This window comes from Nocardia sp. TBRC8007 (assembly GCF_056629435.1).
In genome coordinates this window covers 317,168-342,566 of record NZ_JBWSOR010000003.1, presented here as the reverse complement: position 1 = coordinate 342,566, position 25,399 = coordinate 317,168, and the positions used below count along the sequence as shown (strand labels likewise).

The window sequence follows — 25,399 nt, the reverse complement described above, 5'->3', positions numbered from 1 at the left end:
GCCGGGTCGGTATCGACGACAACTTCTTCGCACTGGGTGGGCATTCACTGTTGGCGACGCGGTTGGTGAGCCGGATCCGGTCGGTGCTGGGGGTGGAGGTCGCGATCCGGAGGGTATTCGACGCCCCGACCATCGCGCAACTGGTCACACGACTCGACGAGGGGAACATCGAGACGATGTTCGAGCCACTATTGCCGCTACGGGAGTCCGGAGCGCTGCCGCCGCTATGGTGTATCCACCCGGGTGGAGGCATGGGGTGGTTCTACCACGCACTGACACTGGAGATAGCGGACCGGCCGATCTACGCCATCCAGTCCCGAGGATTGGACGGTGCACAGACCGCGACCTCGTTCGAAGAGATGGTGTCGGACTACGCCGACCAGATCATCGACGTTCAAGAACACGGTCCGATACATCTACTCGGATGGTCCTACGGTGGGACCGTAGCGCATGCCACCGCATGCGAACTCCAAGCCAGAGGACGCTCAGTGGTATTTCTCGGACTCATCGACAGCAGCCCCTCGGACCCGGACAACCCGCTGCCCGACATACCCGACAGCGAAGTCATAGAGCAGTTGAGCGTCTGGGCGGCCGACCGATACGGAGACCAGCTGGACACACCGGCCCTCAGAGACGGTTTCGACCGGGCAATGGAAATAACGCTGAACAACATCAAGATGGCCAAGAGTTACTCGTCACCGGTTTTCTCCGGTAACGCTCTGCTCTTCGAAGCCGCTCTTGATTCTTCAGGAAACAGAATCTCGGAGACCGGAACGAGATTGATGCAGGATTGGCATGGATACATCGCAGGCAGCATCGAAGTCGTTCAGGTCGACTGCGCGCATGAGGACTTCGATCGGGTCGATAACATGCGATTTGTTGGACAGACCTTGAATCGTAGGTTGTGAACCGCCCCGAGTTCGATGCGCACCGTGATGTTCCCCGGTTTTCTCGGAGTCGGGATACTGGACTTCAGGCCACGGGTTGGATGGATGACTGCTTCATCTCGTACTCGATCGGAGATCGCATACCGAAGGCCGAGTGACGGCGTCGACGGTTGTGGAAGTGACCACTAGGTTGTGGCCAGCAGCACGGCTACGGAGGTGGTCGTGGCCACGGTAGCGAGAGCGAGACCGGTCAGCACGAAACGCTTCATCGGTATACGGACATCGTGGGTGCGGCAGAATTCCAGGCACAACAGAGTGGCCAACGAAGCCCATGGGGTGACGATCGGGCCGATATTGGTCCCGATCAGCAGCGCGAGAAGTTGCTCTCTGTTCTGTGTCGCGATCACCGCCTCACCCGCGGTGTAGATGGGGAGGTTGTTGGCGAGATTAGATAGGGCGGCGCCCGTCGCGGCGGCCCGATAGGCGCCGGACCCGTCCGGACCGGTGCCGATCAAGGTATGCATCAGATCGGCAAGGCCGAATCTGTTCAGTGTGGGCATCACGAGGAACAGCCCGACTACGAAGACAAGTAGTCGCCATGGGATGAGTGACAGTCGCAGCGCGTTACGGTCGAAGATCGCGAAGGCCGCCACTGAGACGGCTGCGGCGAGGGTGGCTGCGAGACCGATCCGGTCGCCGACCAATGGGATCGTGAAGATGAACAGCAAGCATGCCCCGCCGGTGGCGAACAGCAGTGCGCGTTCCGGAAAATTCGCCGGGCGGATCGGCTCGGGCGGCAGATAGCGATCGGCCTCGCGGCGCCCACGCCGCCAGTACCACAGCCAGAGGAACGCCATTGTCGTGCCGATCGAAACCAGCTGTGGTGCCCACATCTTCGCTGCGAATTCGTTTGCAGACAGGGTTATCCGATCCGCGGCGAGCAGATTGGTGAGGTTGGAGACCGGCAGCAGCAGGCTGGCAGTATTGGCCAACCAGAGCGTGGTCATGGCCAATGGTAGCGGCGGAATCCGTGTGGGAGCGGCCAGCGCCAGCATTACCGGGGTGATGAGCACCGCGGTGGTGTCCAGATTCAGCAGGATGGTGGTACCCGAAGCGAACAGTACGCATAGGAAGAACAGCGCCGGGTAGTGACCGCGACCCAGAATCGCCAGACGATGGGCGATAGTGTCGAAGACCTTGGCTTTTCTGGTGAGTTCGGCCAGTACGATCACACTGCCGAGGAACAGCAGAAGGGGGCTGATGCGGCGCATATTCGCGACCGCCTCGTCTCTGGGTAGCAGCCCGGTGACCACGCACAGCAGACCAGCCAGCAACAATGCCAGCTGGATCAAGTCCAGGACACTGAGTCGCTGGCGTCCGTTGGGTACCGGTATCGGGTGAGGTGCGGGTGGAGGCTGATCAATGGACTCGATCCGTTCGGGCACATCCGCCATCATGGCAGCATTCCGACTGCGGCTCCTGTGCTCGCGACATCGCTTTCGACCGGACTGTCGAATGTCGGCAACCCGACGGTTACCCGGAATCGATGGGCGGCGGGGTAGCGACCCACCCGGCGACGACCGCCGAACCTGTCGGCCGGTGCACGGCGAGAAAGCCGAACGGTCGGTCGAACGTCGCGGAGACGACAGTCGCACGGTGTTGCCACAGCGGCGCACTCACCGCGTGTACGGTGCAGGCAGTCACCGTCGCCGCTTCGAAACCCTCATTGCTGAATCGGGCGAGGATTTCTTGGGCCCCTTGACCGACGCAGAGTGGCACCGGGGAGACCGAGGGGAAATGACCACGGGTGCAGTCGGTCGCGGCGGTCAGGCCGAACAGGTCGGATTCGGCGAGGAGATCGTGGGTGGATCGAAGTTCGAAGGAAGGCAGCTGAATCCGCAGCTCGTCGGTGTTCGATCGGACTGTCTCGGTGCGCACCCTGAGCCCGGGCCCTTCGGTTCCGACAGGAAGGCCAGTGCGCATCGGTACTGTCGCCGATAAGGCCGCCAGTCCCGTTCCGAGTACTGCGCCGGGCGCACCCGCACCGAGCAGCAGGTGGACATCGAGGTCATCGACCCCTTCGACGATGACTCGTGTGACAGGCTCCGGGGCGTCCAGAATCGCGACGGCAGACAGGTCGGTGCTCGTACGGAACAGTCCGGGGCAGTGCCGCCCCTGCCACGGTCCGTCTTCCGGCAACAACATCCCGACATCGAAGGGTTCGCGCCAACAGGTCTTCGAGACAAGCGTGGTGGCGAGTACCAACAGCGCATCAGGATCTACCGCGAGCGGAAAGCGTTCGATGAGGCCATCGGTGTGCCGGGTCACCCAGCGGTCCAGCGCGGTCTGCTCGGTCAACCGTGCGACGATGTCCGGGGGCAGTCGTCCGGACCACGCCTCGTGCAGCGGGAGGTCACGGTGCACCCACACGCCGAGCGCCGCTGCCACCGTCTCCGCACGGTCGAGGTCGCGCAGCAACCGCAATGCCGCATCCTCCCCTGTCGCCGCGGGTATTCCGATCGCCGTCGCCAGCTCGTCCCGTGCTTGTCCCTCTGCCGCGGTGGCGAGTATCGCCAGCAACGGCCACACCCCTGTACCGGACGCTACGAAGTCACGCTCGCCCAGCTCCGCGCACCACCGTGTGGTGAGTGCGTTGGCGGCCCGGATATGGGATTCCAGGGTGGCTTGCATTGTCCCACCTTATCCGCGGTCGCGCAGTCCAGAGGTCCTCGCCGCGACGGGCTCGGTCCGGTGATCAGCCGCCAGACACGGATGCCGGCGAACGATGCGGGGTCGGTCGCGCGGGAGTGCGACGAGGCTTCCGGGTGGTTCAGCTCACAGTGCGATATGCCTGGTGAAAGTGGGAGTCGGGGCGCTGCTAGGCTGCTTTCCGTAAGGCATCCTTTAACGGACCGTCCCGTGAGGCGGAGAAGGAGGTCGGCATGGCTGTGCCCGAAGGGCGGGCCGCCAAGCCGGGTGCTGCCGAGATATCGCGGCGGCATTCTCGACAGTGGGCGGGACGAGAGCTGTTGTCGGCCTCGGATGTCGGCCGGACCATCGCGCGCATCGCGCACCAGATCATCGAGAAGACCGCGCTGGATGCGGATGAGTCGGACGCTCCGCGCGTGGTGCTCATCGGCATCCCCACCCGTGGCACCACGCTGGCCACGCGGCTCACCGATAAAATCGAGGAGTTCGCTGGTGTCCGCCCGGCGCTGGGCTCACTCGACATCACGCTCTATCGCGACGACCTGCGCAGCCGTCCACACCGGCCGCTCGAACGTACTTCGGTTCCCGAAGGCGGTATCGAGGACGCGCTGGTGGTCTTGGTCGACGACGTGCTGTTCTCCGGCCGTACAGTCCGCTCCGCGCTCGACGGACTGCGCGATCTGGGTCGTCCTCGTGCCGTGCAGCTGGCGGTGCTCATCGATCGTGGCCATCGAGAACTGCCGATTCGTGCCGATTACGTCGGCAAGAACGTGCCAACCAATCGGTCCGAGGACATCTCGGTGCTGCTCACTGAGCACGACGGCCGCGACGGCGTCTATCTGTACCAGGAGGAAGCATGATGTCCTTCCTATGCGTCGTTCCAGTGCAACGACGCGGCTCGGCGGAGGGAACGGACGCGTGAGGCATTTGTTGTCTGTCACCGATCTCGATCGCGGCGCCGCGACGGAACTGCTCGACGAGGCCGAACGGTTCGAACAGGCTCTGCTCGGCCGTGAGGTGCACAAGCTACCCACTTTGCGTGGTCGCACTGTGATGACCGTCTTCTACGAGAATTCCACTCGGACCAGGGTCTCGTTCGAAGTTGCCGGCAAATGGATGAGCGCGGATGTGATCAATGTCAGTGCGAGCGCATCCTCGGTCGCGAAGGGGGAATCGCTGCGTGACACGGCACTGACGCTGAACGCCGCAGGCGCCGACGCGCTGATTGTCCGGCACCCGGCCTCGGGTGCTGCGCATCAGATCGCCCGCTGGATGGACGAATGGGCGGTCGCGGCCGGACCCACCGGTGGGGCGGCGGTCGTGAACGCAGGCGACGGTACCCATGAACACCCCACCCAGGCCCTGCTGGACGCGCTGACACTCCGGCAGCGGCTCGGCGATATCGAAGGCAAACGAGTCGTCATCGTCGGCGACATCCTGCACAGTCGGGTAGCGCGGTCCAATGTCTTCCTGCTGGCCACCCTTGGTGCCGAGGTAGTGCTGGTCGCCCCGCGTACGCTGCTTCCGGTCGGTGTTACCGCCTGGCCCGCCCGCATTTCACACCACTTGGATGCCGAACTGTTCGGTGCGGACGCGGTGCTGCTGCTGCGGGTGCAGGCCGAGCGGATGAACGGCGGGTTCTTCCCGTCGGCCCGCGAATACTCGATCGCTTACGGCCTGTCCGAACGCAGGCTCGCCCTGTTGGAAGACCACGCCGTCGTGTTGCACCCGGGCCCGATGCTGCGCGGCATGGAGATCGCCTCCGCGGTCGCGGACTCGCCGAAAGCCGCCGTGCTGCAACAGGTCACCAACGGCGTGCATATGCGCATGGCAGTTTTGTTCCGCCTGCTCGTCGGGGTACAGGAGGCGGTGGCGTGAACAGCATGAGCGGTCAGGCTCGGAGGCAGCAGCGGAGTGTGACCACGGAGGGCTCGGCAGTGCTGATCAAAGGCGTATTGCGCTACGGCGAGGGTGAGCCGGTCGATGTGCTCGTCACCGATGGTGAAATCCGGCGGATCGGCACCGATCTGGACGCGGTCGACGGCGATGTCATCGATGCGCGGGGACAGATCCTGCTCCCAGGTTTCGTCGACCTGCACACCCACTTGCGTGAACCGGGCCGGGAGGATACCGAGACCATCGAGTCCGGTTCCGCCGCCGCGGCGCTCGGTGGCTACACCGCGGTATTCGCGATGGCCAATACCGATCCGGTGGCCGACTCGGTGGTGGTCACCGACCACGTATGGCGACGTGGCAGAGAGGTCGGCCTGGTCGATGTATACCCGGTCGGAGCGGTCACTGTCGGGCTGGAAGGTAAACAGCTCGCCGAGATGGGCACCATGGCCGCAGGGGTCGGGGCGGTGCGTATGTTCTCTGACGACGGCCACTGTGTGTATGACCCGTTGGTTATGCGCCGTGCCTTGGAGTACGCGAACTCGCTTGGGGTATTGATCGCCCAGCATGCCGAGGAGCCGCGGCTGACCGAGGGTGCGGTCGCCCACGAGGGCCCGAACGCCGCTCGGCTCGGTCTGTCGGGATGGCCGCGAGCGGCTGAGGAGTCCATCGTTGCGCGCGATGCTCTGCTGGCCAGGGACGCGGATGCCAGGGTGCATATCTGCCACGCCTCCACCGCGGGCACCGTGCAGTTGATCACCTGGGCGAAGTCCCAGGGAATCTCGATCACCGCCGAGGTCACTCCACATCACCTGCTGCTCGACGACTCCCGGCTGGAGACCTACGACGCGGTCAACAAGGTCAACCCACCGTTGCGCGAAGCCTCTGACGTCGCCGTGCTGCGGCAGGCTCTGGCCGATGGGATCATCGACTGTGTCGCCACTGACCACGCGCCACACGCGGAGCAGGACAAGTGTTGTGAGTTCGCCGCTGCTCGTCCTGGCATGCTCGGTCTGGAGACGGCGTTGTCGATCATCGTGCAGACCATGGTCGAGCCGGGGCTGCTGAACTGGCGTGGCGTCGCTCGCGTGATGAGCGAGCGCCCTGCCCAGATCGTGGGTCTCGATGAACACGGCAGACCCCTAGAGGTGGGTGAGCCCGCGAATCTGACATTGGTCGATCCGGCCGCGAGTTGGACGGTGCACGGGACCGAACTCGCGAGTATCTCGAACAACACCCCGTTCGAGGAGATGGTCCTCCCGGCTCGGGTAACGACGACGCTGCTGCGTGGCCGGGTGACCGCCCGCGGGGGCAAGGTAAGGGGCGATCGTGCCGCAGTATAGACGTGCGAAGGCGCGGATGAGCGGCGATCCCGGCGCATTCGTTCGGCGGAGCCGACTTGGTGCGGGTATCCCGCGAGGCACTGTGGCCCGCGTGACCGGTCCGGAGAGGGGAGCGAAGTGTGCTCGACCAGGGCACTGGGAGTGTCGCAGATCGAGTACGGGAGGTTCGTGAATGGAGCGAATACTCTGGGTTGTCGGGCTGCTCGTGCTGTTCGCCGCCTGCCTCTGGTTGATGTACCGAGGCTGGCGCAACCGCGCGATGCGCCAGGCGGAACGTATCGGTGACTTGCCTACCGTGCCCACCGAACTCGGTGCGCAGGTGCTGGAGCCGACCACCGGCCTGTATCTCGGCAGTACCGTCGCGCCCAGCTGGCAGGACCGGATCACGGTGGGTGACCTGGGTTTTCGAGCGATAGCGGAGCTCACGCGGTTCGAACGAGGAATTCTGCTCGAACGCCACGGTGCGGCGGCGATCTGGATTCCACAGAAGTCCATCATCGCGGTGCGTACGGAACGTGGCCATGCGGGCAAGGTGATGACAAAAGACGGTGTGCTGGTCATTCGTTGGGTGCTGCCGACCGGAACCGAGGTCGATACCGGTTTCCGTGGTGACGACAAGTCGGTCTATCCAGCTTGGCGGCAGCTTTCGCCAGCGGATCAGGCTGGGACGAGAACGGGAGATAACGAAGGATGACGCGCGACACGGGTGGGAGCAGGGTGGGGGTTGATGCTGCTGGGAGCAGGGTGGGGGTTGATGCTGTCGCGAGCAGAGCGAGAACAGACGCAGCACTTGTGCTGGAGGATGGCCGGGTATTCCGTGGCCGGGCCTACGGCGCGGTGGGCCAGACGCTCGGTGAGGCGGTGTTCTGCACCGCGATGACCGGGTATCAGGAGACCCTTACCGACCCGTCCTACCACCGGCAGATCGTGGTGGCAGCCGCGCCGCAGATCGGCAATACCGGTTGGAACGACGAAGACGACGAGTCCGAGAAGATCTGGGTCGCCGGGTATGCGGTCCGTGACCCAGCGCAGCGTGCTTCCAATTGGCGTGCGACGACGACGCTACTCGAGGAGCTCGAACGTCAGCAGGTCGTGGGTATCGCGGGGATCGACACTCGTGCGCTGGTGCGCCATCTTCGCACTCGTGGGTCGATGAAGGCGGGTATCTTCTCCGGAGCCGCGCTCGCTGCCGCCGACGAGCTGGTGGCCAGGGTCAATGGTCAACCGTCGATGCTGGGTGCCGACCTGGCGGGCGAGGTGAGCACTGACGCGCTGTACACAATCGAGCCGGATGGCGAGTACCGGTGCACTGTTGTCGCGGTCGATCTCGGTATCAAAACCAATACCCCGCGTATGTTCGCCCAGCGCGGCATGCGGGTGCATGTGGTGTCGTCGGCTACGACAGTGGAAGAGATCCTCGAGCTGAAGCCCGACGGGGTCTTCTTGTCCAACGGCCCCGGTGACCCGGCTACCGCCGATAGTGCGGTCGAGCTGACCCGTGGAGTGCTCGACAAGGGGCTGCCGTTGTTCGGGATCTGTTTCGGCAACCAGATTCTCGGCCGCGCGCTCGGCCGGAACACCTACAAAATGAAGTTCGGCCACCGTGGCATCAATATCCCAGTGGTGGAGTACGAGACCGGCCGGATCTCGATCACTGCGCAGAACCACGGGTTCGCGTTGGAAGGTGAGCAGGGCGAGCGGTTCGATACTCCCTTCGGTACAGCCGAGGTGAGTCATGTCTGCGCCAATGACGGCACGGTCGAGGGCGTCCGGCTGCTCGACGGCCGCGCCTTCTCGGTGCAGTACCACCCCGAGGCCGCTGCGGGCCCACATGACGCCGCATATCTGTTCGACCGTTTCGCCGGTCTCATGGAAGGAGCCTGATGCCTCGTCGCGAGGATCTCGAGCACATCCTGGTGATCGGCTCTGGCCCGATCGTCATCGGCCAGGCGTGCGAATTCGACTATTCCGGCACGCAGGCGTGCCGGGTGCTGCGGGCGGAGGGCCTGCGGGTATCGCTGGTCAACTCGAACCCGGCGACGATCATGACCGATCCGGAGTTCGCCGACTCCACCTACGTCGAGCCGATCACGCCGGAGTTCGTGGAGAAGGTCATCGAGAAGGAGCGCCCGGACGCCATCTTGGCCACACTCGGCGGGCAGACCGCGTTGAATACTGCGGTCGCGCTGCATGAGCGCGGTGTGCTGGAGAAATACGGTGTGGAGTTGATCGGCGCTGATTTCGACGCCATTCAGCGTGGTGAGGACCGGCAGAAGTTCAAGGACATCGTCGCCAAGGTGGGCGGGGAGAGTGCCCGATCGCGGGTTTGCTTCACCATGGACGAGGTTCGTGAGGCGGTTGCCGAACTGAGCTTCCCCGTGGTGGTGCGTCCTTCGTTCACCATGGGTGGGCTCGGCTCCGGCATGGCCTACAACGATGACGATCTCGTCCGTATCGCCGGTGGTGGTCTGGCTGCCTCACCCACTGCGAATGTTCTCATCGAGGAGTCCATTCTCGGTTGGAAGGAATACGAGCTCGAGTTGATGCGCGACGGCCGCGACAACGTGGTGGTGGTCTGTTCGATCGAGAACGTCGATCCGATGGGCGTGCACACCGGCGACTCGGTCACCGTCGCCCCGGCCATGACGCTCACCGATCGCGAGTATCAGAAGCTGCGTGATCTCGGCATCGCCATCCTGCGGGAGGTCGGCGTCGACACCGGTGGCTGCAACATCCAGTTCGCGGTGAACCCGCAGGACGGCCGCTTGATCGTCATCGAGATGAACCCGCGCGTGTCGCGCTCGTCCGCGCTGGCTTCCAAGGCGACTGGTTTTCCGATCGCGAAGATCGCCGCCAAGCTGGCCATCGGTTACACACTCGACGAGATTGTCAACGACATCACCAAGGAAACCCCGGCCTGCTTCGAGCCGACGCTGGACTATGTCGTGGTCAAGGCGCCAAGGTTCGCGTTCGAGAAGTTCCCCGGTGCCGACCCCACGCTGACAACCACCATGAAGTCGGTGGGCGAGGCGATGTCGCTCGGACGTAACTTCGCCGAGGCGTTGGGCAAAGTGCTGCGTTCGCTGGAGACCAAGGCCACTGGCTTCTGGACCCAGGGTGACGGTGGATGGGCCGATGTTCAAGCTGTTCTCGACGATCTGCGTACACCGACCGAGGGGCGTATCTATCAGGTCGAGCGCGCGCTGCGCCACGGTGCAAGCATCGAGGATGTCGCTGCGGCCTCCGGTATCGACCCGTGGTTTGTCGCTGAGCTGGCTGCTCTGGTCGAGCTGCGTTGCGAGATCATCGCCGCGCCTGTACTGGACGAGCCCCTGCTGCGCCGGGCCAAGCACTACGGACTGTCCGATCGTCAGCTGGCTGCGTTGCGCCCGGAACTGGCGGGGGAAAGCGGTGTGCGGGCTCTGCGGCACCGGCTCGATATCCGTCCGGTCTTCAAGACCGTCGACACCTGCGCTGCCGAGTTCGAGGCGAAGACTCCGTACCATTACTCAGCCTATGAACTCGACCCCGCGGCCGAGTCGGAAGTCGCACCGCAGCGTGAACGTGCGAAAGTGATCATCCTAGGTTCCGGGCCGAACCGGATCGGCCAGGGCATCGAGTTCGACTATTCGTGTGTGCACGCGGCGCAGACATTGTCGCAGGCCGGGTACGAGACGGTGATGGTCAACTGCAACCCCGAGACCGTCTCCACCGACTACGACACCGCTGACCGGCTATACTTCGAGCCACTCACCTTCGAAGACGTGCTCGAGGTCTACCATGCCGAACGCGAGTCCGGCGCTGTCGCGGGTGTCATCGTGCAGTTGGGCGGTCAGACTCCGCTCGGTCTCGCCCAGCGGCTCACCGAGGCGGGGGTACCGGTAGTCGGTACCAGCGCGGCTGCCATCGACTTGGCCGAGGACCGTGGCGAGTTCGGTGATGTGCTGGTCGCGGCCGGGTTACCTGCTCCGAAATACGGTACGGCGACCACCTTCGCGCAAGCGAAGAAGATCGCCATGGATATCGGCTATCCGGTGTTGGTGCGCCCGTCCTATGTGCTCGGCGGGCGCGGCATGGAGATCGTCTACGACGAGAAATCCCTGGAGGGCTACATCTCCCGTGCGACCGAGCTCAGCCCGGAGCATCCGGTGCTGGTCGACCGGTTCCTGGAGGATGCGATCGAGATCGACGTCGACGCGTTGTGCGATGGCGAGGAAGTCTATCTCGGCGGTGTGATGGAGCATATCGAGGAGGCGGGCATCCACTCCGGTGACTCCGCTTGTGCGCTGCCACCGATCACGCTGGGGCGCAGCGATATCGAGGCAGTGCGTCGGTCTACCATCGCGCTGGCCAAGGGGATCGGTGTCAAGGGCCTGCTCAATGTGCAATACGCGCTCAAGGATGACGTGCTCTACGTACTGGAAGCCAATCCGAGGGCCAGCCGGACCGTTCCGTTCGTCTCCAAGGCCACCGCAGTGCCGCTGGCCAAGGCTGCCGCGCGGATCATGCTCGGTGCCACCATCGCCGAGCTGCGCATCGAGGGAATGCTCCCGAGCGAAGGCGATGGTGGCCATGTATCGCTGGACGCTCCGGTCGCGGTCAAGGAAGCTGTGTTGCCCTTCAACAGGTTCCGCCGTGTCGACGGCAGCGGTGTGGATTCGCTGCTGTCACCAGAGATGAAGTCCACCGGTGAGGTGATGGGTATCGATGTCGATTTCGGTACCGCCTTCGCCAAGAGTCAGACCGCGGCCTATGGCTCGCTGCCGATCGAGGGCACGGTATTCGTCTCGATCGCCAACCGGGATAAGCGTGCGATGGTCTTCCCGGTGAAGCGCCTCAACGACCTGGGGTTCCGGATTCTCGCCACCGAAGGTACCGCGGAGATGCTGCGCCGTAACGGTATCCCGTGCGAGCGGGTGCGCAAGCACTCTCAGCCGGAATACCTGGAGGGGGCAGAAGGCCCGCTTCCTTCGATTGTGGATCAGATCAGGGACGGTGAGGTCGACATGGTGTTCAACACTCCGTATGGCAATTCCGGTCCTCGAGTGGACGGTTATGAGATCCGCAGTGCGGCAGTAGGTGCGAACATCCCGTGCATCACCACTGTGCAAGGCGCCGCTGCCGCGGTGCAGGGGATCGAGGCCAGCATCAACGGTGGGATCGGGGTGCGCTCTCTGCAGGAACTGCATTCGGTGCTCCGTGGATGAGCTACCGCGAGACGGAGCGAGTGCGATGAAATCCTTCGGTAGCAGGCTGCGGCACGCGATGCGGCACTTCGGCCCGGTGTGTGTCGGCATCGATCCACATCCGGAACTATTGCGGGCCTGGGGCCTGACCGAGGATGTGGAGGGGCTGGAGCGCTTCGCCGAGATCTGCGTCGAGGCATTCGACGGTCGGGTCGCGCTGGTCAAACCGCAGGTCGCGTTCTTCGAGGCCTATGGTTGCGGTGGAATCGCCGTCTTGGAGCGCACCATCGAGGTGCTGCGCGCTTCGGGAACGTTGGTGCTCGCCGATGCCAAGCGCGGCGATATCGGCTCTACCATGGCGGCCTACGCCCGTACCTGGCTGGCCGACGGACCGCTCGGGTCTGATGCGGTGACGGTCTCGCCCTACCTCGGCTTCGGTGCCATGGCACCGGCTCTGACTTTGGCCGAGGCCAATCACCGTGGTGTGTTCGTGCTGGCAGCCACGTCGAATCCGGAAGGAACTCAGGTACAGCGGGCAGTCGCCGCAGAAGGGCGCACAGTCGCGCAGACAATGGTAGACGAGGCCGCAGCGCGCAATGCGGGCGCTCGGTTCGGTTCGGTGGGCGTAGTGGTGGGTGCCACGCTGGTCGAGGCGCCGGATATGTCCGCGTTCAACGGACCGATTCTCATGCCGGGCGTCGGTGCCCAGGGCGGTGGCCCGGAAACCATTCGTGATCTGGTTCCCGAATCGATCCTGCGGCATATTGTACCGAGTATCTCGCGAGAGGTGCTGTGGGAAGGACCTGCTGTCCCGACGCTGCGTGCCTGCGTACACGCGCTGCAGGACACGTTCGCGTTTCTGCAGAGGTAATCCGGGGGCGAGATACTCAAGTCCGAATCTCGCACCTGGTTGGCTGCTGCGGCATGGTACCGCCGATATGCGCACAATACTGTCGGTGTGTATCGCCGTCGGTGTGTATCGGCTGGATGTGATGCCCGACACGCACGGGTAGCATACGACACGCGGAGAATTTCGAGAAAGTTCCTGGTCGCGCGGGTGTGAGATTGCCGAAGTGGCGCACACCGATATCGCAACCTTTCCGCAACCGCCAGATGCGTCGGAAACGCCCTGATAGCGGGGTATTTCGTGGCAGAGGCGGTACGATTTGCACAGTGGCGCGGATTGACCCACGGCGTGCCGCGAGTATGCTCGCGGCATCCGGAAAACATCCGGAATCATGCGCTGACCTGGGGGGTGGGTTCGCAATTGACGGACGGCGTGGGTACGGTCGCTGGGACTGCCGGGTTACCGGCGGGAGTTGATGCAATGAACGATGAGACGGAGGAACCGTGGCCCTTCCCCAGCTGACTGACGAGCAGCGCGCCGCTGCTTTGGAGAAGGCGGCTGCCGCTCGCCGCGCTCGGGCGGAGCTCAAGGAGCGCTTGAAGCGTGGCGGCACCAATCTGAAGCAGGTCCTCACCGATGCCGAGACCGATGAGATCCTCGGCAAAATGAAGGTGTCGGCGCTGCTGGAGGCCCTGCCGAAGGTGGGCAAGGTCAAGGCGGCGGAAATCATGAGCGAGCTGGAGATCGCTCCCACCCGCCGGTTGCGCGGACTCGGTGATCGGCAGCGCAAGGCGCTGTTGGCCCGGTTCGATTTCGACGCCTGACGAGAGTGACCGAACACATGCGGAAGGGTCGGCTGGTCGTACTGGTCGGCCCCTCGGCCGTGGGCAAGTCCACCGTGGTCCGCTGCGCCCGCGAGCGATTGCCCGACCTGGTCTTCAGCGTGTCGGCAACGACCCGGGCCCCGCGGCCCGGGGAGGTCGACGGCCTCGACTATCACTTCGTGTCCCGTGCGCAGTTCGATGAGATGATCGAGGCGGGCGAACTGCTCGAGTGGGCGGATATCCATGGTGGGTTGCAGCGGTCGGGCACCCCTGCCGGGCCGGTGCGCGCCGCTTTGTCCCAGGGGCGCCCGGTGCTGGTCGAAGTGGATCTGGCGGGCGCGCGGTCGGTGCGCCAGGCGATCCCGGACGCGATCCTGGTGTTCCTCGCTCCGCCGAGCTGGGACGAGCTGGTGGCGCGGCTGCGAACACGCGGTACCGAGCCGCCCGAGGTGATCGAGCGCCGGTTGGAAACCGCCAGGACCGAGTTGGCGGCATGTGACGAGTTCGACACTGTCATCGTCAACAACGAGGTGACCAGCGCGTGTGAGCAGTTGATATCCTTGTTCGTTAGCACAAATTCGAGTTCGTGACCCCATCTGTGCATGAGTGATCAGGGCCGGAGTGATCAGGGCCGAGAAGAGACAGCCCGCGTGACTGCAAGGCCCCTCGCTCATGTGACATCCGATACAGCAGGAGTCCCCTAGTGAGCAGTACGGACACCAAGACCGCGCCCGCCTACGACACGCCGGTCGGCCTCACCAACCCGCCGATCGATGAGTTGCTGGAGCGTACCTCGTCCAAGTACGCCCTGGTCATCTACGCGGCCAAGCGGGCCCGTCAGATCAACGACTACTACAACCAGCTCGGCGACGGCATCCTCGAGTATGTCGGCCCGCTGGTCGAGCCGGGGTTGCAAGAGAAGCCGCTGTCGGTCGCATTGCGCGAAATCCACGCCGACCTACTCGAACACTCCGAAGGCGAGTGAGGCGAGCCGGGTTCGCCGTGACTACGACCAAGCCGGAGGGGCAGTGACTACCGGAGGGGCAGTGACTACCGGAGGGGCAGTGACTACTCGGATCGTCGTCGGCGTAGGTGGGGGGATCGCCGCCTATAAGGCTTGTTCGCTGGTTCGGCGATTCACCGAGACCGGACACGACGTCCGGGTGATCCCCACCGAGGCGGCGCTGCGATTCGTCGGCACGGCTACTTTCGAAGCGTTGTCCGGGAACCCGGTGCGTACCGGGGTCTTCGATGATGTGCCTGAGGTCCCGCACGTTCGGCTGGGGCAGGAGGCGGATCTGGTGGTCATCGCCCCGGCGACTGCCGACCTCATGGCGCGCGTTGCGACCGGTCGTGCCGACGACTTGCTTACCGCCACCTTGTTGACGGCCCGATGTCCGATCCTGTTCGCGCCGGCGATGCACACTGAGATGTGGGAGCATCCGGCGACGATGTCCAACGTGGCGACACTGCGCGCGCACGGCGCGGTCGTCATGGAGCCTGCCGCAGGCAGACTCACCGGTGTCGATACCGGTCCGGGAAGGCTCCCCGAACCGGAGGAGATCTTCGGTCTCGCGTCGCTGCTCTTGGAGCGCGCCGACGCGATTCCGCGCGATCTGAGCGGTCGCAGGGTGGTCGTCACCGCAGGCGGAACCAGGGAGCCATTGGATCCTGTGCGGTTTCTCGGTAACCGTAGCTCTGGTAAACAGGGCTACGCCCTCGCCAGGGTGGCGGCTCAGCGCGGCGCTCAGGTCACGTTGATCGCGGGCAATACGATCGAAATGGCCGCGCCCGCTGCCGTCGACCTGGTGCACGTCACCACCGCCGAACAGTTGAAGACCGCTGTCGACAAGCACGCCGTCGGAGCAGACGCGGTGATCATGGCTGCGGCTGTCGCGGATTTCCGGCCGGCCAACGTGGCTGCGGCCAAGATCAAGAAGGGTGCGCGTGAGCCAGACGTCATCACGTTGACCAAGACCGATGATATCCTCGCCGGACTGGTGCAGGCGCGGCGCGACGGTCAGCTGCCCGACACCGCTATCGTCGGTTTCGCTGCGGAGACCGGCGACGAGCACGGCGATGTCCTCACCCATGCTCGGGCCAAGCTGAAACGCAAGGGCTGTGATCTGCTGGTGGTCAACGCGGTGGGCGAAGGCAAGGCATTCGAGGTGGATACCAACGATGGCTGGCTGCTCGGTGCGGACGGCACCGAGCAGGCGCTCGATCACGGCTCGAAGGCATTGCTCGCGAGCCGGGTGCTCGATGCGCTGGGTGCGCTGTTGCGTTGATCTTCGCTGCGTCGGCTTCGGCCGCGCTTTTGTCAGGATCGTCCTTTGATCAGCTGGTATTCGTTGGCGTCATCCGCCGACATCGTGTGTTTCGCAAGCGGGACGAGCTGTGCGGGGCGGGTTCGTCGCAGCGGCGGTATGGGAATAGTCTGGAATAAGAGGGTTGCGGGGTAGCGGATCACGCTACTGTCACAAGCCGATACGAGTAACCCGTTGAGGGAGAGGAAGAACTGTGGGCACTTCCGGCAGCCGGCTTTTCACCAGTGAGTCTGTGACCGAGGGGCATCCGGATAAGATTTGCGATGCCATCAGCGATTCCGTTCTCGACGCGTTACTCACGGAAGATCCGCGCAGCCGGGTCGCGGTGGAGACCCTCGTGACGACCGGTCAGGTCCATGTCGCCGGTGAGGTCACCACGTCGGCCTACGCAGATATTCCGCGTATCGTCCGAGACAAGGTCCTCGAGATCGGATACGACTCCTCGGCAAAGGGTTTCGACGGTAATTCGTGCGGTGTGAACATCGCGATCGGTGCGCAGTCACCGGATATCGCGCAGGGGGTGGACACCTCGCATGAGGCGCGTATCGGTGGCTCCGACGACGAGATAGAGCGGCAGGGTGCGGGCGACCAGGGCCTGATGTTCGGCTACGCCACCAAAGATACTCGTGAGTTGATGCCGCTGCCGATCGCGCTCGCGCATCGGTTATCGCGTCGGCTGACCGAGGTGCGCAAGACCGGTGTGCTTCCCTACCTGCGTCCGGACGGCAAGACGCAGGTCACTATCGAGTACGACGGCGACCGCCCGGTTCGCCTCGACACGGTCGTCATCTCCACACAGCACGCTGCCGATATCGACTTGGACAACCTGCTCGCGCCTGATATCCGGGAGAAAGTCGTCGACGCGGTGCTCGCAGACTTGGAGGTGCCATCCTTGGACACCTCGCAGGTTCGGCTGCTGGTCAACCCGACCGGCAAGTTCGTGCTCGGTGGCCCCATGGGCGACGCGGGCCTGACCGGCCGCAAGATCATCGTAGACACCTATGGGGGTATGGCTCGCCACGGTGGTGGCGCTTTCTCCGGCAAGGACCCGTCGAAGGTGGATCGCTCGGCCGCGTACGCCATGCGCTGGGTCGCGAAGAATGTGGTCGCCGCCGACTTGGCCGACCGGGTCGAAGTGCAGGTAGCTTACGCGATCGGTAAGGCGGCTCCGGTGGGGCTGTTCGTCGAGACCTTCGGTACTGAACGGATAGATCCGGTACGTATTTCCACCGCGATCACCGAGGTGTTCGACCTGCGCCCCGGCGCGATCATCCGCGATCTCGACCTGCTGCGCCCGATCTACGCGCCGACAGCCGCGTACGGTCATTTCGGCCGCACCGACGTCGATCTGCCGTGGGAGCACACCGACCGCGCGGACAAGTTGCGTGCGGCCGTCGGTCTCTGACCTGATCAGGCGGAGTGAGCGAGCCCGTGGCGGGCGCTCCCGCCGAACCGGCGGATAATCCGGTCGCGGGCTCGTCAGCAGTGCGGTGCCCGATCGCACGCGTGCTTCCACTGTTGACACCGGCGCACCTGGACCGCTGTTTCGATTATTTGGTTCCCCCTGAGCTGGACGAGATCGCCCAGCCGGGGGTTCGGGTTCGGGTGCGTTTCGCGGGCCGTCTCGTCGACGGCTATCTGATCACCCGGCTTGCACGCAGTGATCACAGTGGCAAGTTGGTCGAGCTGGAGCGGGTCGTCTCCGGCGAACGTGTGTTGACGCCGGAGATCTTCGAGCTGGCTACCGCAGTGGCTGCGCGGTATGCGGGTACCCGTGCTGATGTACTGCGGCTGGCCGTTCCCCCGCGCCATGCCCGCACCGAAAACAGGAGAACCGGAAAACCCTCTGCGGCAAGGGATGTTTCCGATGCCTGTGGTGAAACCGTGCTTGCTCCCTCGGTGGTGGCCGACGCGGTCGAGGCCGAATCGCGAGAAATGTCGGCGCATTCGGCACGAATACACCATGCGAGTGTGGATCTGCGGGTGTCGTTTCTGTCCACGACAGAAATCGATGATTGTGTGGCACAGGATTCTTCGGCTGTATCAGCTGGTATGCCGGAGGCTCCGGCGCTCTCGGACAGCGTTGTGGACATCACAGCATGGAAGCGGTACGTCCATGGCGACGCCTTTCTCGGTGCGTTGGCGCAGGGGAAAGGCGCGCGTGCGGCCTGGCAAGCGCTGCCCGGCGAGAACTGGCCGCGGCGACTGGCCGAGCTCGCTGCCGCAGTGTCCAGGCATGGGCGCAGCGCGATCCTCATAGTCCCTGATCAGCGAGATCTGGATCGCGTATTGACGGAATGTGTTCGGTTGGTAGGGGATTCAGTAGTCGGTCTTGCGGCTGGTCTCGGCCCCGCGGTCAGATACCGGCGCTGGCTTGCGGTGCTGCGCGGTGCAGCGCGGGTGGTGGTCGGCACCCGCAGCGCCGTTTTCGCGCCTGCGGTGAACCTCGGGCTGATCGCCCTCTGGGACGACGGTGACGGTACTTACGCAGAACCGCGTGCCCCCTATCCGCACGCGCGCGAGGTGGCGTTGCTGCGCGCACACGAGACCGGGACGGCATTTGTGGCGGCAGGTTTCGCGCGGACCGCGGAAATCCAAGCGCTGGTCGATTCTGGCTGGGCGCACGATGTGATCGCCGATCGTGCCGTGTTGCGCAAAGCCGTTCCGCGAATCAGCGCTCCTGGTGACAGCGATATCGCGCTGGAACGCGACCCGGTCGCGCGCGCGGTCCGGATTCCCGGTGTCGCGTTCGCGGCGGCCCGTGCCGCATTACGCGAGGGCGCGCCGGTATTGGTGCAGGTGCCACGCCGTGGCTACATCCCAGCGTTGGCCTGTGCTACTTGTCGCACCTCCGCTCAGTGTAGGCGCTGCAACGGTCCGCTCACCCTGCCCGAGGCACGCGGATCGGCAGCAGGAACCAGTGTGGTCGCTCAGCGTCCCGCTTGTCGCTGGTGTGGCATCGCCGAGGCCGCGTTCCGCTGCGTTACCTGCGGGTCGCGTGCATTGCGCGCAGCGGTGATCGGCGCGGCTCGCACAGCAGAGGAGCTCGGCCGAGCGTTTCCCGGTGTGCCGATCCGTGGTTCCGGAGGAGGAGCTGTGCTCGACACTGTGGAGCCGGGGCCGCAGGTTGTTGTCGCGACTGTGGGTGCCGAACCCATGGTCCCCGGTGGTTACGGGGTCGCGTTGCTGCTGGATGGCTGGGCACTACTCGGTCGTGCGGATCTGCGGGCCGCTGAGGACGCGTTGCGGCGCTGGATGGCCGCTGCCGCGCTAGTCCGCGCACATGGCCAGGCCATCGTGATGGCCGAGCCGTCGATTCCCACTGTGCAGGCGCTGGTCCGCTGGGATCCGGTGGGCGCAGCGCGCGCCGAGGTGGCCGCGCGCGCCGAGGTCGGGTTTCCGCCCGCGGTCCGCCTTGCCGCGATCGACGGCACTATCGACGCTATCGCCGGATTGCTCTCCGCGGCAGATCTGCCAGAAACCGTCGACCGATTGGGCCCGGTGCCGTTGCCGAACGGCGCGCGCAAGCCCTTCTCCTCCGGCGATTCTTCCGCCGAGGTCGAGCGGGTGCTGCTGCGGGTAGAGCGTGCTTCCGGAGCGGCACTGGCGCACGCTTTACGCACCGCCCAGGCGGTGCGCAGCACACACCGCTCCGAAGCCCCTTTACGCGTCCAGATCGACCCGATCGACATCGGCTGAGGTAGGGCGAGCGCCGACAATGGATGATCGTGCTGTTCGAAGGGCGTGGGCAGGTCGTGCTGGTGATATCCGGGTCGTGCTCGGGGCAGCCGGGCAGACATGGTGTGATGTACGCGCCGCGGAACTCCTCACCGAGATCAGCGAACGGATGTGAAACGGCCCGACAAGTAGGAAATCCGATCCGATCAAGGGGATTATTGTGATATGCAACAGCGGAGTAGATCAGTAATTCGGAGTTGTTCACCCTTGCGGAGCGTCATGCTGGCCTGGTTGTTCGCCGGAGCCACCGTATTGGGCTCCGGTATGGCGTCGGCTGAGCCCAGTAACTTCCGTCCGCCCGACGTACCGATGAACTACGGGCCACCGCAGTCCGACCATCTGGCCGCCGCGCGGTATCAGAAGAACCATTTGAATGTGGCCCCGATGGGCACTAACAACTTCGACTGCGTACCGAGCGCTGAGCATCCCCGGCCGGTGGTGCTCGCGCATGGGACCGACTCTACGGCCTATTCCGACTGGTCGGTCATCGCGCCGCATTTGGCCGCGGCCGGATTCTGCGTGTTCGCGCTGAACTATGGCGGCAGTCCTGGCGCGGATAGCTATGGAACCGGTGATCTGGTGTTGAGTGCCCATCAGGTGGGGGAGTTCGTGGACCGGGTACTCGCGGCTACCGGCGCGAGCAAGGTCGATCTGGTCGGGTTCTCCCAAGGTGCCGTTGTGACGCGCTATTACACCAATAAGCTCGGCGGCGCGCCCAAGGTCGAGCAGTGGGTCGGTCTAGCCTCGCCCAGTTATGGTGGTGAGATGTACGGGCTGGTGCCCCTCGTCGAGGCAATTCCCGGTGCCATGCATGTGTTCGCGTGGATGACGTCGCTCGCTGCGGTTCAGCAGGCCGAGGGATCACCGATCATGCTCGATCTCAATGCGGGCGGCGATACCGTCCCTGGTGTGAAATATGTGACCATCGGCAGCCGTGTCGATGAAATGATCCAGCCGTTCGACAACATCGAGTTGCGAGGGCCCGGCGCCAGGAACCTGGTCCTGCAGGATCTGTGCCCGGTCGACCTCACCGGGCATTTCCACATGGTGTACGACCCGTTCGTGCAGGGGTTGTTGCTCAACGTGCTCGACCCGAGCAGCCCTGCCCCGGTATGCCGACCGGTCCCACTAGGTACCGGTATTCCCGAAGTGATCATTGCGGGGAATTCGTGACCTGCGATCTCCGGCGGACGATGCGGGGAACAGGCATGTCCTCCTACCGCCGTCGAGGTGTTGATGGCAGGTGTCCTCGAATCATAGGTGTTCTGCGGCGAGTGCTCCGGAATCCCGTCTCGGACGACCAGTTCGGCCAGAACGGGATTGCCGTGTCGCTGCGGTGTGTGGTCCTGGCCGCAGGCAGTATGTGGTATACCCCATACGGGTTGGTGTGTATGTGCTTCCGCAGCGCGCCTATCATGTCGACGTGATCTTTCGGCACCTTCCGTTTCGAGGACCGGGCGCGACCCGAACCCTCGGCTTGCTGGTGCTGCTGTTCGGCATCGTTGTCATGCATATCAGCCCGTTGTGGAGTCATTCCGACGCTCACCCCGAAAATACGGTGGCCGAGCCCGCTGCCGCAGTGCTGCGAATAGTCGACCACGGCCAACCCTCTGATTCCGCACTGAGTACCAAACACCATGACGGCGGGCACGAAGTGACGCACGCATGTGTGTTCATCCTGTCCGATATAACCCTGGCGATAGGTCTCGCACTGCTCTACTGGTTCGGGACCGGTATCGGCGGCAGTCTTCTGTCGAAGCCTCGTCACCCCCGAGCGGACCAAGCACGTCCACCACCGTGGACAGTGCTCTCCCTGGCCGAGTTGACGATCTTGCGGATCTGACAGAGTCGGTCGCTTCCGCGCGCCGAGCGTTTCGGAGGCAGTCTCGCCTGCTCGGAATCCGTAGCCGATCGCATTTCGCTCTGCGTGGGGTCTGAAGCCGGTGTGCCGGACCAGGCATACCGGGCGCATTCTCCCCGGCTTGTGGCGACCGGTGTGGAACATCTACCGAGCCGCCCGCTCGACCTCGCTGCGCCGACGGTCTCGATACCTATGGCGCCGAGCCATCGCGTCGCACGGGATACCGCACACCTGGCGTCCTGAACAACGAGGACGCAGCACTCGAACACCAGAAATCAGGGAGAAACCACCATGCTGTCCCGACAGTCCCCGCATTCGACACCAATGACCAGACGCGGCTTCCTCGCACTTGGCACCGGCGTCGCCGCGGCCACAGCTCTCGCCGCCTGCAGCAAGGATGGGCAGACCTCGACCACTCTCGTCCAGCCCGATTCCGACGCGGTCCTGGCCGCCGAGAACAACCGCCGATCCGCTTCGGCGACAGTTCGACAAGTCGCGCTCCGTGCCGAGCCCACCACGGTGGATCTCGGTGGTATTCAAGTGCAGACCTGGGTCTATGGCGGCAGGCTTCCCGGGCGGGAGATTCGCCTTACCCGCGGCGAGGTGTTACGAGCAGAGTTCACCAACGCGTTGCCTGCCCCGTCGACAATCCACTGGCATGGCATCGCATTGCGTAACGATATGGACGGTATGCCTGGCGTGACCCAGCCGCCCGTAGAACCAGGGAAGAGTTTTCGTTACGAGTTCACCGTGCCCGATGCCGGTACCTATTTCTTCCATCCGCACGTTGGGGTCCAACTCGACAGAGGACTCTACGCGCCGCTGATCGTCGAAGATCCCGCGGACGGCACCGGCTACGACCTGGAGGCCGTTGTCGTATTGGATGATTGGCTCGACGGCATCGATGGCCGCAACCCGGACAAACAGTTGCAGCAGTTGCGTGACAAGGGTATGGCGGGAATGCATATGGGGGGCGGTATGGGCCATAGCGGTATGCACATGGGCGGTTCATCGAAGATGCCGATGCGTGTCGATCCCAGCAGGCCGTTGGGTTCCGACGCCGGTGACGTGCGTTATCCCTTCTACCTGATAAACGGCAAGATCGGTACCGATCCGGCGACCTTCGCCGGACGGCCGGGACAGCGGATGAGGCTGCGGATCATCAATGCTGCCGCGGACACCGCTTTTCGAGTGGCGGTCGGCGGTCATCAGTTGCGTGTTACTCATAGCGATGGCTACCCGGTGCAACCGGTCACGGGCGCGAGTCTGTTGATCAGTATGGGTGAACGCTATGACGTGGTCATCGACTTGGCAGACGGGGTATTCCCGCTTGTCGCTTCTGCCGAAGGGAAGTCCGGCCAAGGATTCGCCCTGATCCGTACCGGCGGAGGCGCCGCACCATCAGCCGATATACATCCAGCCGAACTCGATGCTCCCCCGATCACCGCGGACAAGCTGATTGCCGCCGAAGCGGTACGGTTGCCGAGTCGGAAACCGGACAAGACACTCGATCTCACACTCGGTTCCGACGCCGAGAAATACATCTGGACTATCAACGGGAAGGCGTTCCCCAATCACACGGATCTGGACGTCACCGCAGGACAAAGAATTCGGTTGCGCTTTATCAACAATACGATGATGTATCACCCGATACATCTGCACGGCCATACGTTCCAGGTACACAACTCCACCGGCAATGGGCCTCGTAAAGACACTTCGCTGGTGTTACCGATGCGAACCGTCGAAGCCGATCTCGACACGAATAATCCGGGACAATGGATGGTGCATTGCCACAATGCGTACCACGCCGAAGCGGGAATGATGAGCGTGCTGTCCTACGTGTATTGACACGATTGCCACTGTCCTGCACGCGATTCGTAGTTGCTACCGTATCGCCCGAGATCCATCGACGCCATCGGCAGTCGCCGCGGACGCGGACGATGATCGTTGGCAGATAGAAGCTCGGTCGACCGATTCGGGTTGCCGATCAGGATCGTTCCGGGCGGCTGGGCGGATGGATCGACACTCCACCCGGACCGCGCAGGAGTTCTACCAGCTTCTGGCTGGTGGATCAGGGATTTCCGGTCGCCTCACTAGAATGAGGCGACCATATTCGTTCGCTTCCGGGAGTCAGTCGTGACCATTAAGCCAGTTCGCCTGTTCGGCGACCCGATCTTGCGTGCTCGTGCCGCGGAGGTCACTGTATTCGACCGAGAGCTGCGACAGCTGGTTACCGACCTGACCGAGACCATGCACGACGACGGTGGGGTCGGTATGGCCGCGCCGCAGATCGGGGTCGGGCTACGAGTGTTCGTCTACGACACCGGAGACGCCGCCGGGCATCTGGTGAACCCGCAATGGGAGGTCGTCGGCGACGAGGAGCAGGTCGGCCCGGAGGGATGTCTGTCGATCCCTGGCTTGCGCTATGACACGCGGCGGGCGTTGCGTGTGCGCGCGTCCGGTGTCGACCTCGACGGTGCCGTGGTCACATTCGAGGCCGAGGGGTTATTGGCTCGGTGTGTGCAGCATGAGACCGATCACTTGGACGGCGTGTTGTTCATCGATCGGCTCGATCCGGCGCAGCGTAAGGAAGCGATGCGGTTCATTCGTGAATCCGATTGGTTTGCGGCGGGGTCGACGATGCGATCCACACGCTCGTTGAGTAATGTCAGCCGGTCCGATCTGTTCGGATCGGACCGCTGATGCGCATCGTCTTCGCGGGTACCCCGGAACCGGCGGTACCGTCGCTGCGGTGTTTGCTGGAATCGGCGCGCCATGAAGTGGTCGCGGTATTGACCCGGCCCGACACGCCGGCCGGACGTGGCCGGAAAGTGACTCGGTCGCCGGTCGGCAGGCTGGCCGACGAACACGGCATTCCGGTGCTGGCCCCGCGGCGGCCGACGGAGCCGGAATTCATCGCGCAGCTCACCGAATTGGCGCCGGACTGCTGTCCGGTCGTGGCCTACGGTGCGCTTCTTCCTCAACAGATACTCGACATCCCGCGCTTCGGTTGGATCAACCTGCATTTCTCGCTACTGCCCGCCTGGCGTGGCGCCGCGCCGGTACAGGCGGCGATCGACGCGGGCGACGAGATCACCGGGGCGACCGTCTTTCAGATCGAAGCCGGACTGGACACCGGCCCCGTGTTCGGAGTGGTGACCGAAAAGATCTCGGTCACCGACACTGCGGGGATGTTGCTGCAACGACTGGCCGACAGTGGTGCTCGGCTGCTGGAAGCGACGCTGGACGGAGTGGAGGACGGCACTGTGCAGGCGATCGCGCAGTCCAACGAGGGGATAACTTATGCGCCCAAGCTCGGTGGCGAGGCCGGGCACATTCGATGGAGCCAGCCCGCGCTGGCCATCAGCAGGCGGATTCGTGCGGTGACTCCGGCACCAGGGGCATGGACCGAGGTCGATGGCACTCGAGTGAAGCTCGGCCCGGTCGAGCTGGTCGAAGAGGTACTGCCAGAGCGGGTGATCGAAGTCCGCAAGTCGGGCGTTTACATCGGCACCGCCACCACTGCCGTGCGGCTCGGCCAGGTGCAGCCGCAAGGCAAACGGATAATGGCCGCGCTCGACTGGGCGCGTGGTGCTCGGTTGCGACCGGGAATGGTGGGTGAATGAGCGCGCGCGACAATCGCTCCGGTGAGGACAACGAGCGCAGCCGGAGACGGGACGAACAAGTCGGTGCGCAGAATCGCGCGAATCGGTCCGGTCGCCTTGACCGGTCCGCCGCGTCTGGTCGAATCCGTGCGCAGGGGCAGTCCCCGCGCGTGGCCCGG

22 protein-coding genes are annotated in these 25,399 nt (G+C 64.2%); 20 read left to right on the top strand and 2 right to left on the bottom strand.

The features are described 5' to 3' along the window. On the top strand, positions 1–908 hold a 908-nt coding region (locus ACX4ZE_RS05755), incomplete at its 5' end, for an alpha/beta fold hydrolase (RefSeq protein WP_480272238.1). 164 nt (positions 909–1,072) lie between these two features. On the opposite strand, the gene ACX4ZE_RS05750 is transcribed toward ACX4ZE_RS05755, so the two are convergent. Together ACX4ZE_RS05750 and ACX4ZE_RS05745 are read right to left on the bottom strand one after the other, a co-directional pair. Continuing rightward, the gene (locus tag ACX4ZE_RS05750; RefSeq protein ID WP_480272262.1) at positions 1,073–2,341 is read right to left on the bottom strand and encodes an ArsB/NhaD family transporter; all 1,269 of its coding nucleotides are present in this window, start codon (positions 2,339–2,341) and stop codon (positions 1,073–1,075) included. A gap of 79 nt (positions 2,342–2,420) precedes the next feature. Then, entirely contained in the window at positions 2,421–3,578 is a 1,158-nt protein-coding gene (locus ACX4ZE_RS05745; protein WP_480272237.1) for a serpin family protein, read from the bottom strand. 251 nt (positions 3,579–3,829) lie between these two features. Between ACX4ZE_RS05745 and pyrR the strand changes: the two genes are divergently transcribed. From pyrR to fmt, 19 genes are all read left to right on the top strand, one after another. Continuing rightward, positions 3,830–4,456, top strand: coding sequence for a bifunctional pyr operon transcriptional regulator/uracil phosphoribosyltransferase PyrR (gene pyrR / locus ACX4ZE_RS05740; protein ID WP_480272236.1), 627 nt, complete (start codon positions 3,830–3,832; stop codon positions 4,454–4,456). Positions 4,457–4,514: 58 nt separating this feature from the next. Next, positions 4,515–5,474, top strand: coding sequence for an aspartate carbamoyltransferase catalytic subunit (locus ACX4ZE_RS05735; protein WP_480272235.1), 960 nt, complete (start codon positions 4,515–4,517; stop codon positions 5,472–5,474). A 38-nt stretch (positions 5,475–5,512) separates the two neighbouring features. Continuing rightward, the gene (locus ACX4ZE_RS05730; protein WP_480272234.1) at positions 5,513–6,832 is read left to right on the top strand and encodes a dihydroorotase; all 1,320 of its coding nucleotides are present in this window, start codon (positions 5,513–5,515) and stop codon (positions 6,830–6,832) included. Between the two features lie 172 nt (positions 6,833–7,004). After that, positions 7,005–7,526 carry a PH-like domain-containing protein gene (locus ACX4ZE_RS05725; RefSeq protein WP_480272233.1) on the top strand — a complete coding sequence of 174 codons (522 nt, stop codon included), beginning with the start codon at positions 7,005–7,007 and terminating at the stop codon, positions 7,524–7,526. Positions 7,527–7,624: 98 nt separating this feature from the next. Then, the gene (gene carA, locus ACX4ZE_RS05720) at positions 7,625–8,716 is read left to right on the top strand and encodes a glutamine-hydrolyzing carbamoyl-phosphate synthase small subunit (protein ID WP_480272261.1); all 1,092 of its coding nucleotides are present in this window, start codon (positions 7,625–7,627) and stop codon (positions 8,714–8,716) included. Next, positions 8,716–12,039 carry a carbamoyl-phosphate synthase large subunit gene (gene carB / locus ACX4ZE_RS05715; RefSeq protein ID WP_480272232.1) on the top strand — a complete coding sequence of 1,108 codons (3,324 nt, stop codon included), beginning with the start codon at positions 8,716–8,718 and terminating at the stop codon, positions 12,037–12,039. Before carA ends, carB begins: the two co-directional genes overlap by 1 nt. Before the next feature lie 25 nt (positions 12,040–12,064). Then, positions 12,065–12,889, top strand: coding sequence for an orotidine-5'-phosphate decarboxylase (gene pyrF, locus ACX4ZE_RS05710; RefSeq protein ID WP_480272231.1), 825 nt, complete (start codon positions 12,065–12,067; stop codon positions 12,887–12,889). 479 nt (positions 12,890–13,368) lie between these two features. Next, a complete protein-coding gene (gene mihF, locus ACX4ZE_RS05705) occupies positions 13,369–13,689 on the top strand; it encodes an integration host factor, actinobacterial type (RefSeq protein WP_028476708.1) in 321 nt (106 codons plus the stop codon). A 17-nt stretch (positions 13,690–13,706) separates the two neighbouring features. Beyond that, positions 13,707–14,279, top strand: a complete 573-nt coding sequence (gene gmk / locus ACX4ZE_RS05700; RefSeq protein WP_480272230.1) for a guanylate kinase — start codon at positions 13,707–13,709, stop codon at positions 14,277–14,279. Positions 14,280–14,392: 113 nt separating this feature from the next. After that, positions 14,393–14,674, top strand: a complete 282-nt coding sequence (gene rpoZ / locus ACX4ZE_RS05695) for a DNA-directed RNA polymerase subunit omega (RefSeq protein ID WP_040780043.1) — start codon at positions 14,393–14,395, stop codon at positions 14,672–14,674. 43 nt (positions 14,675–14,717) lie between these two features. Beyond that, positions 14,718–15,977 (top strand): bifunctional phosphopantothenoylcysteine decarboxylase/phosphopantothenate--cysteine ligase CoaBC, encoded by a 1,260-nt coding sequence (gene coaBC / locus ACX4ZE_RS05690; RefSeq protein ID WP_480272229.1) that lies wholly within the window; start codon positions 14,718–14,720, stop codon positions 15,975–15,977. 232 nt (positions 15,978–16,209) lie between these two features. Next, positions 16,210–17,421: a methionine adenosyltransferase gene (gene metK / locus ACX4ZE_RS05685; protein WP_480272228.1), complete on the top strand. Its 1,212-nt coding sequence runs from the start codon at positions 16,210–16,212 to the stop codon at positions 17,419–17,421. An 80-nt stretch (positions 17,422–17,501) separates the two neighbouring features. Then, complete coding sequence (locus ACX4ZE_RS05680) at positions 17,502–19,715, top strand: primosomal protein N' (protein ID WP_480272260.1); 2,214 nt, start codon at positions 17,502–17,504, stop codon at positions 19,713–19,715. Between the two features lie 19 nt (positions 19,716–19,734). Next, entirely contained in the window at positions 19,735–19,869 is a 135-nt protein-coding gene (locus ACX4ZE_RS05675) for a hypothetical protein (RefSeq protein WP_480272227.1), read from the top strand. 149 nt (positions 19,870–20,018) lie between these two features. Beyond that, the gene (locus ACX4ZE_RS05670; protein ID WP_480272259.1) at positions 20,019–20,927 is read left to right on the top strand and encodes an esterase/lipase family protein; all 909 of its coding nucleotides are present in this window, start codon (positions 20,019–20,021) and stop codon (positions 20,925–20,927) included. Positions 20,928–21,177: 250 nt separating this feature from the next. Next, positions 21,178–21,597: a DUF6153 family protein gene (locus ACX4ZE_RS05665; RefSeq protein ID WP_480272226.1), complete on the top strand. Its 420-nt coding sequence runs from the start codon at positions 21,178–21,180 to the stop codon at positions 21,595–21,597. A 309-nt stretch (positions 21,598–21,906) separates the two neighbouring features. Beyond that, the gene (locus tag ACX4ZE_RS05660) at positions 21,907–23,463 is read left to right on the top strand and encodes a multicopper oxidase family protein (RefSeq protein WP_480272225.1); all 1,557 of its coding nucleotides are present in this window, start codon (positions 21,907–21,909) and stop codon (positions 23,461–23,463) included. Between the two features lie 288 nt (positions 23,464–23,751). Beyond that, on the top strand, positions 23,752–24,318 hold the full coding sequence (gene def / locus ACX4ZE_RS05655; protein WP_480272224.1) for a peptide deformylase: 567 nt from the start codon (positions 23,752–23,754) through the stop codon (positions 24,316–24,318). Beyond that, positions 24,318–25,241, top strand: a complete 924-nt coding sequence (fmt, locus tag ACX4ZE_RS05650; protein ID WP_480272223.1) for a methionyl-tRNA formyltransferase — start codon at positions 24,318–24,320, stop codon at positions 25,239–25,241. The genes def and fmt overlap by 1 nt, the downstream gene beginning before the upstream one ends. Positions 25,242–25,399: the final 158 nt, after the last annotated feature.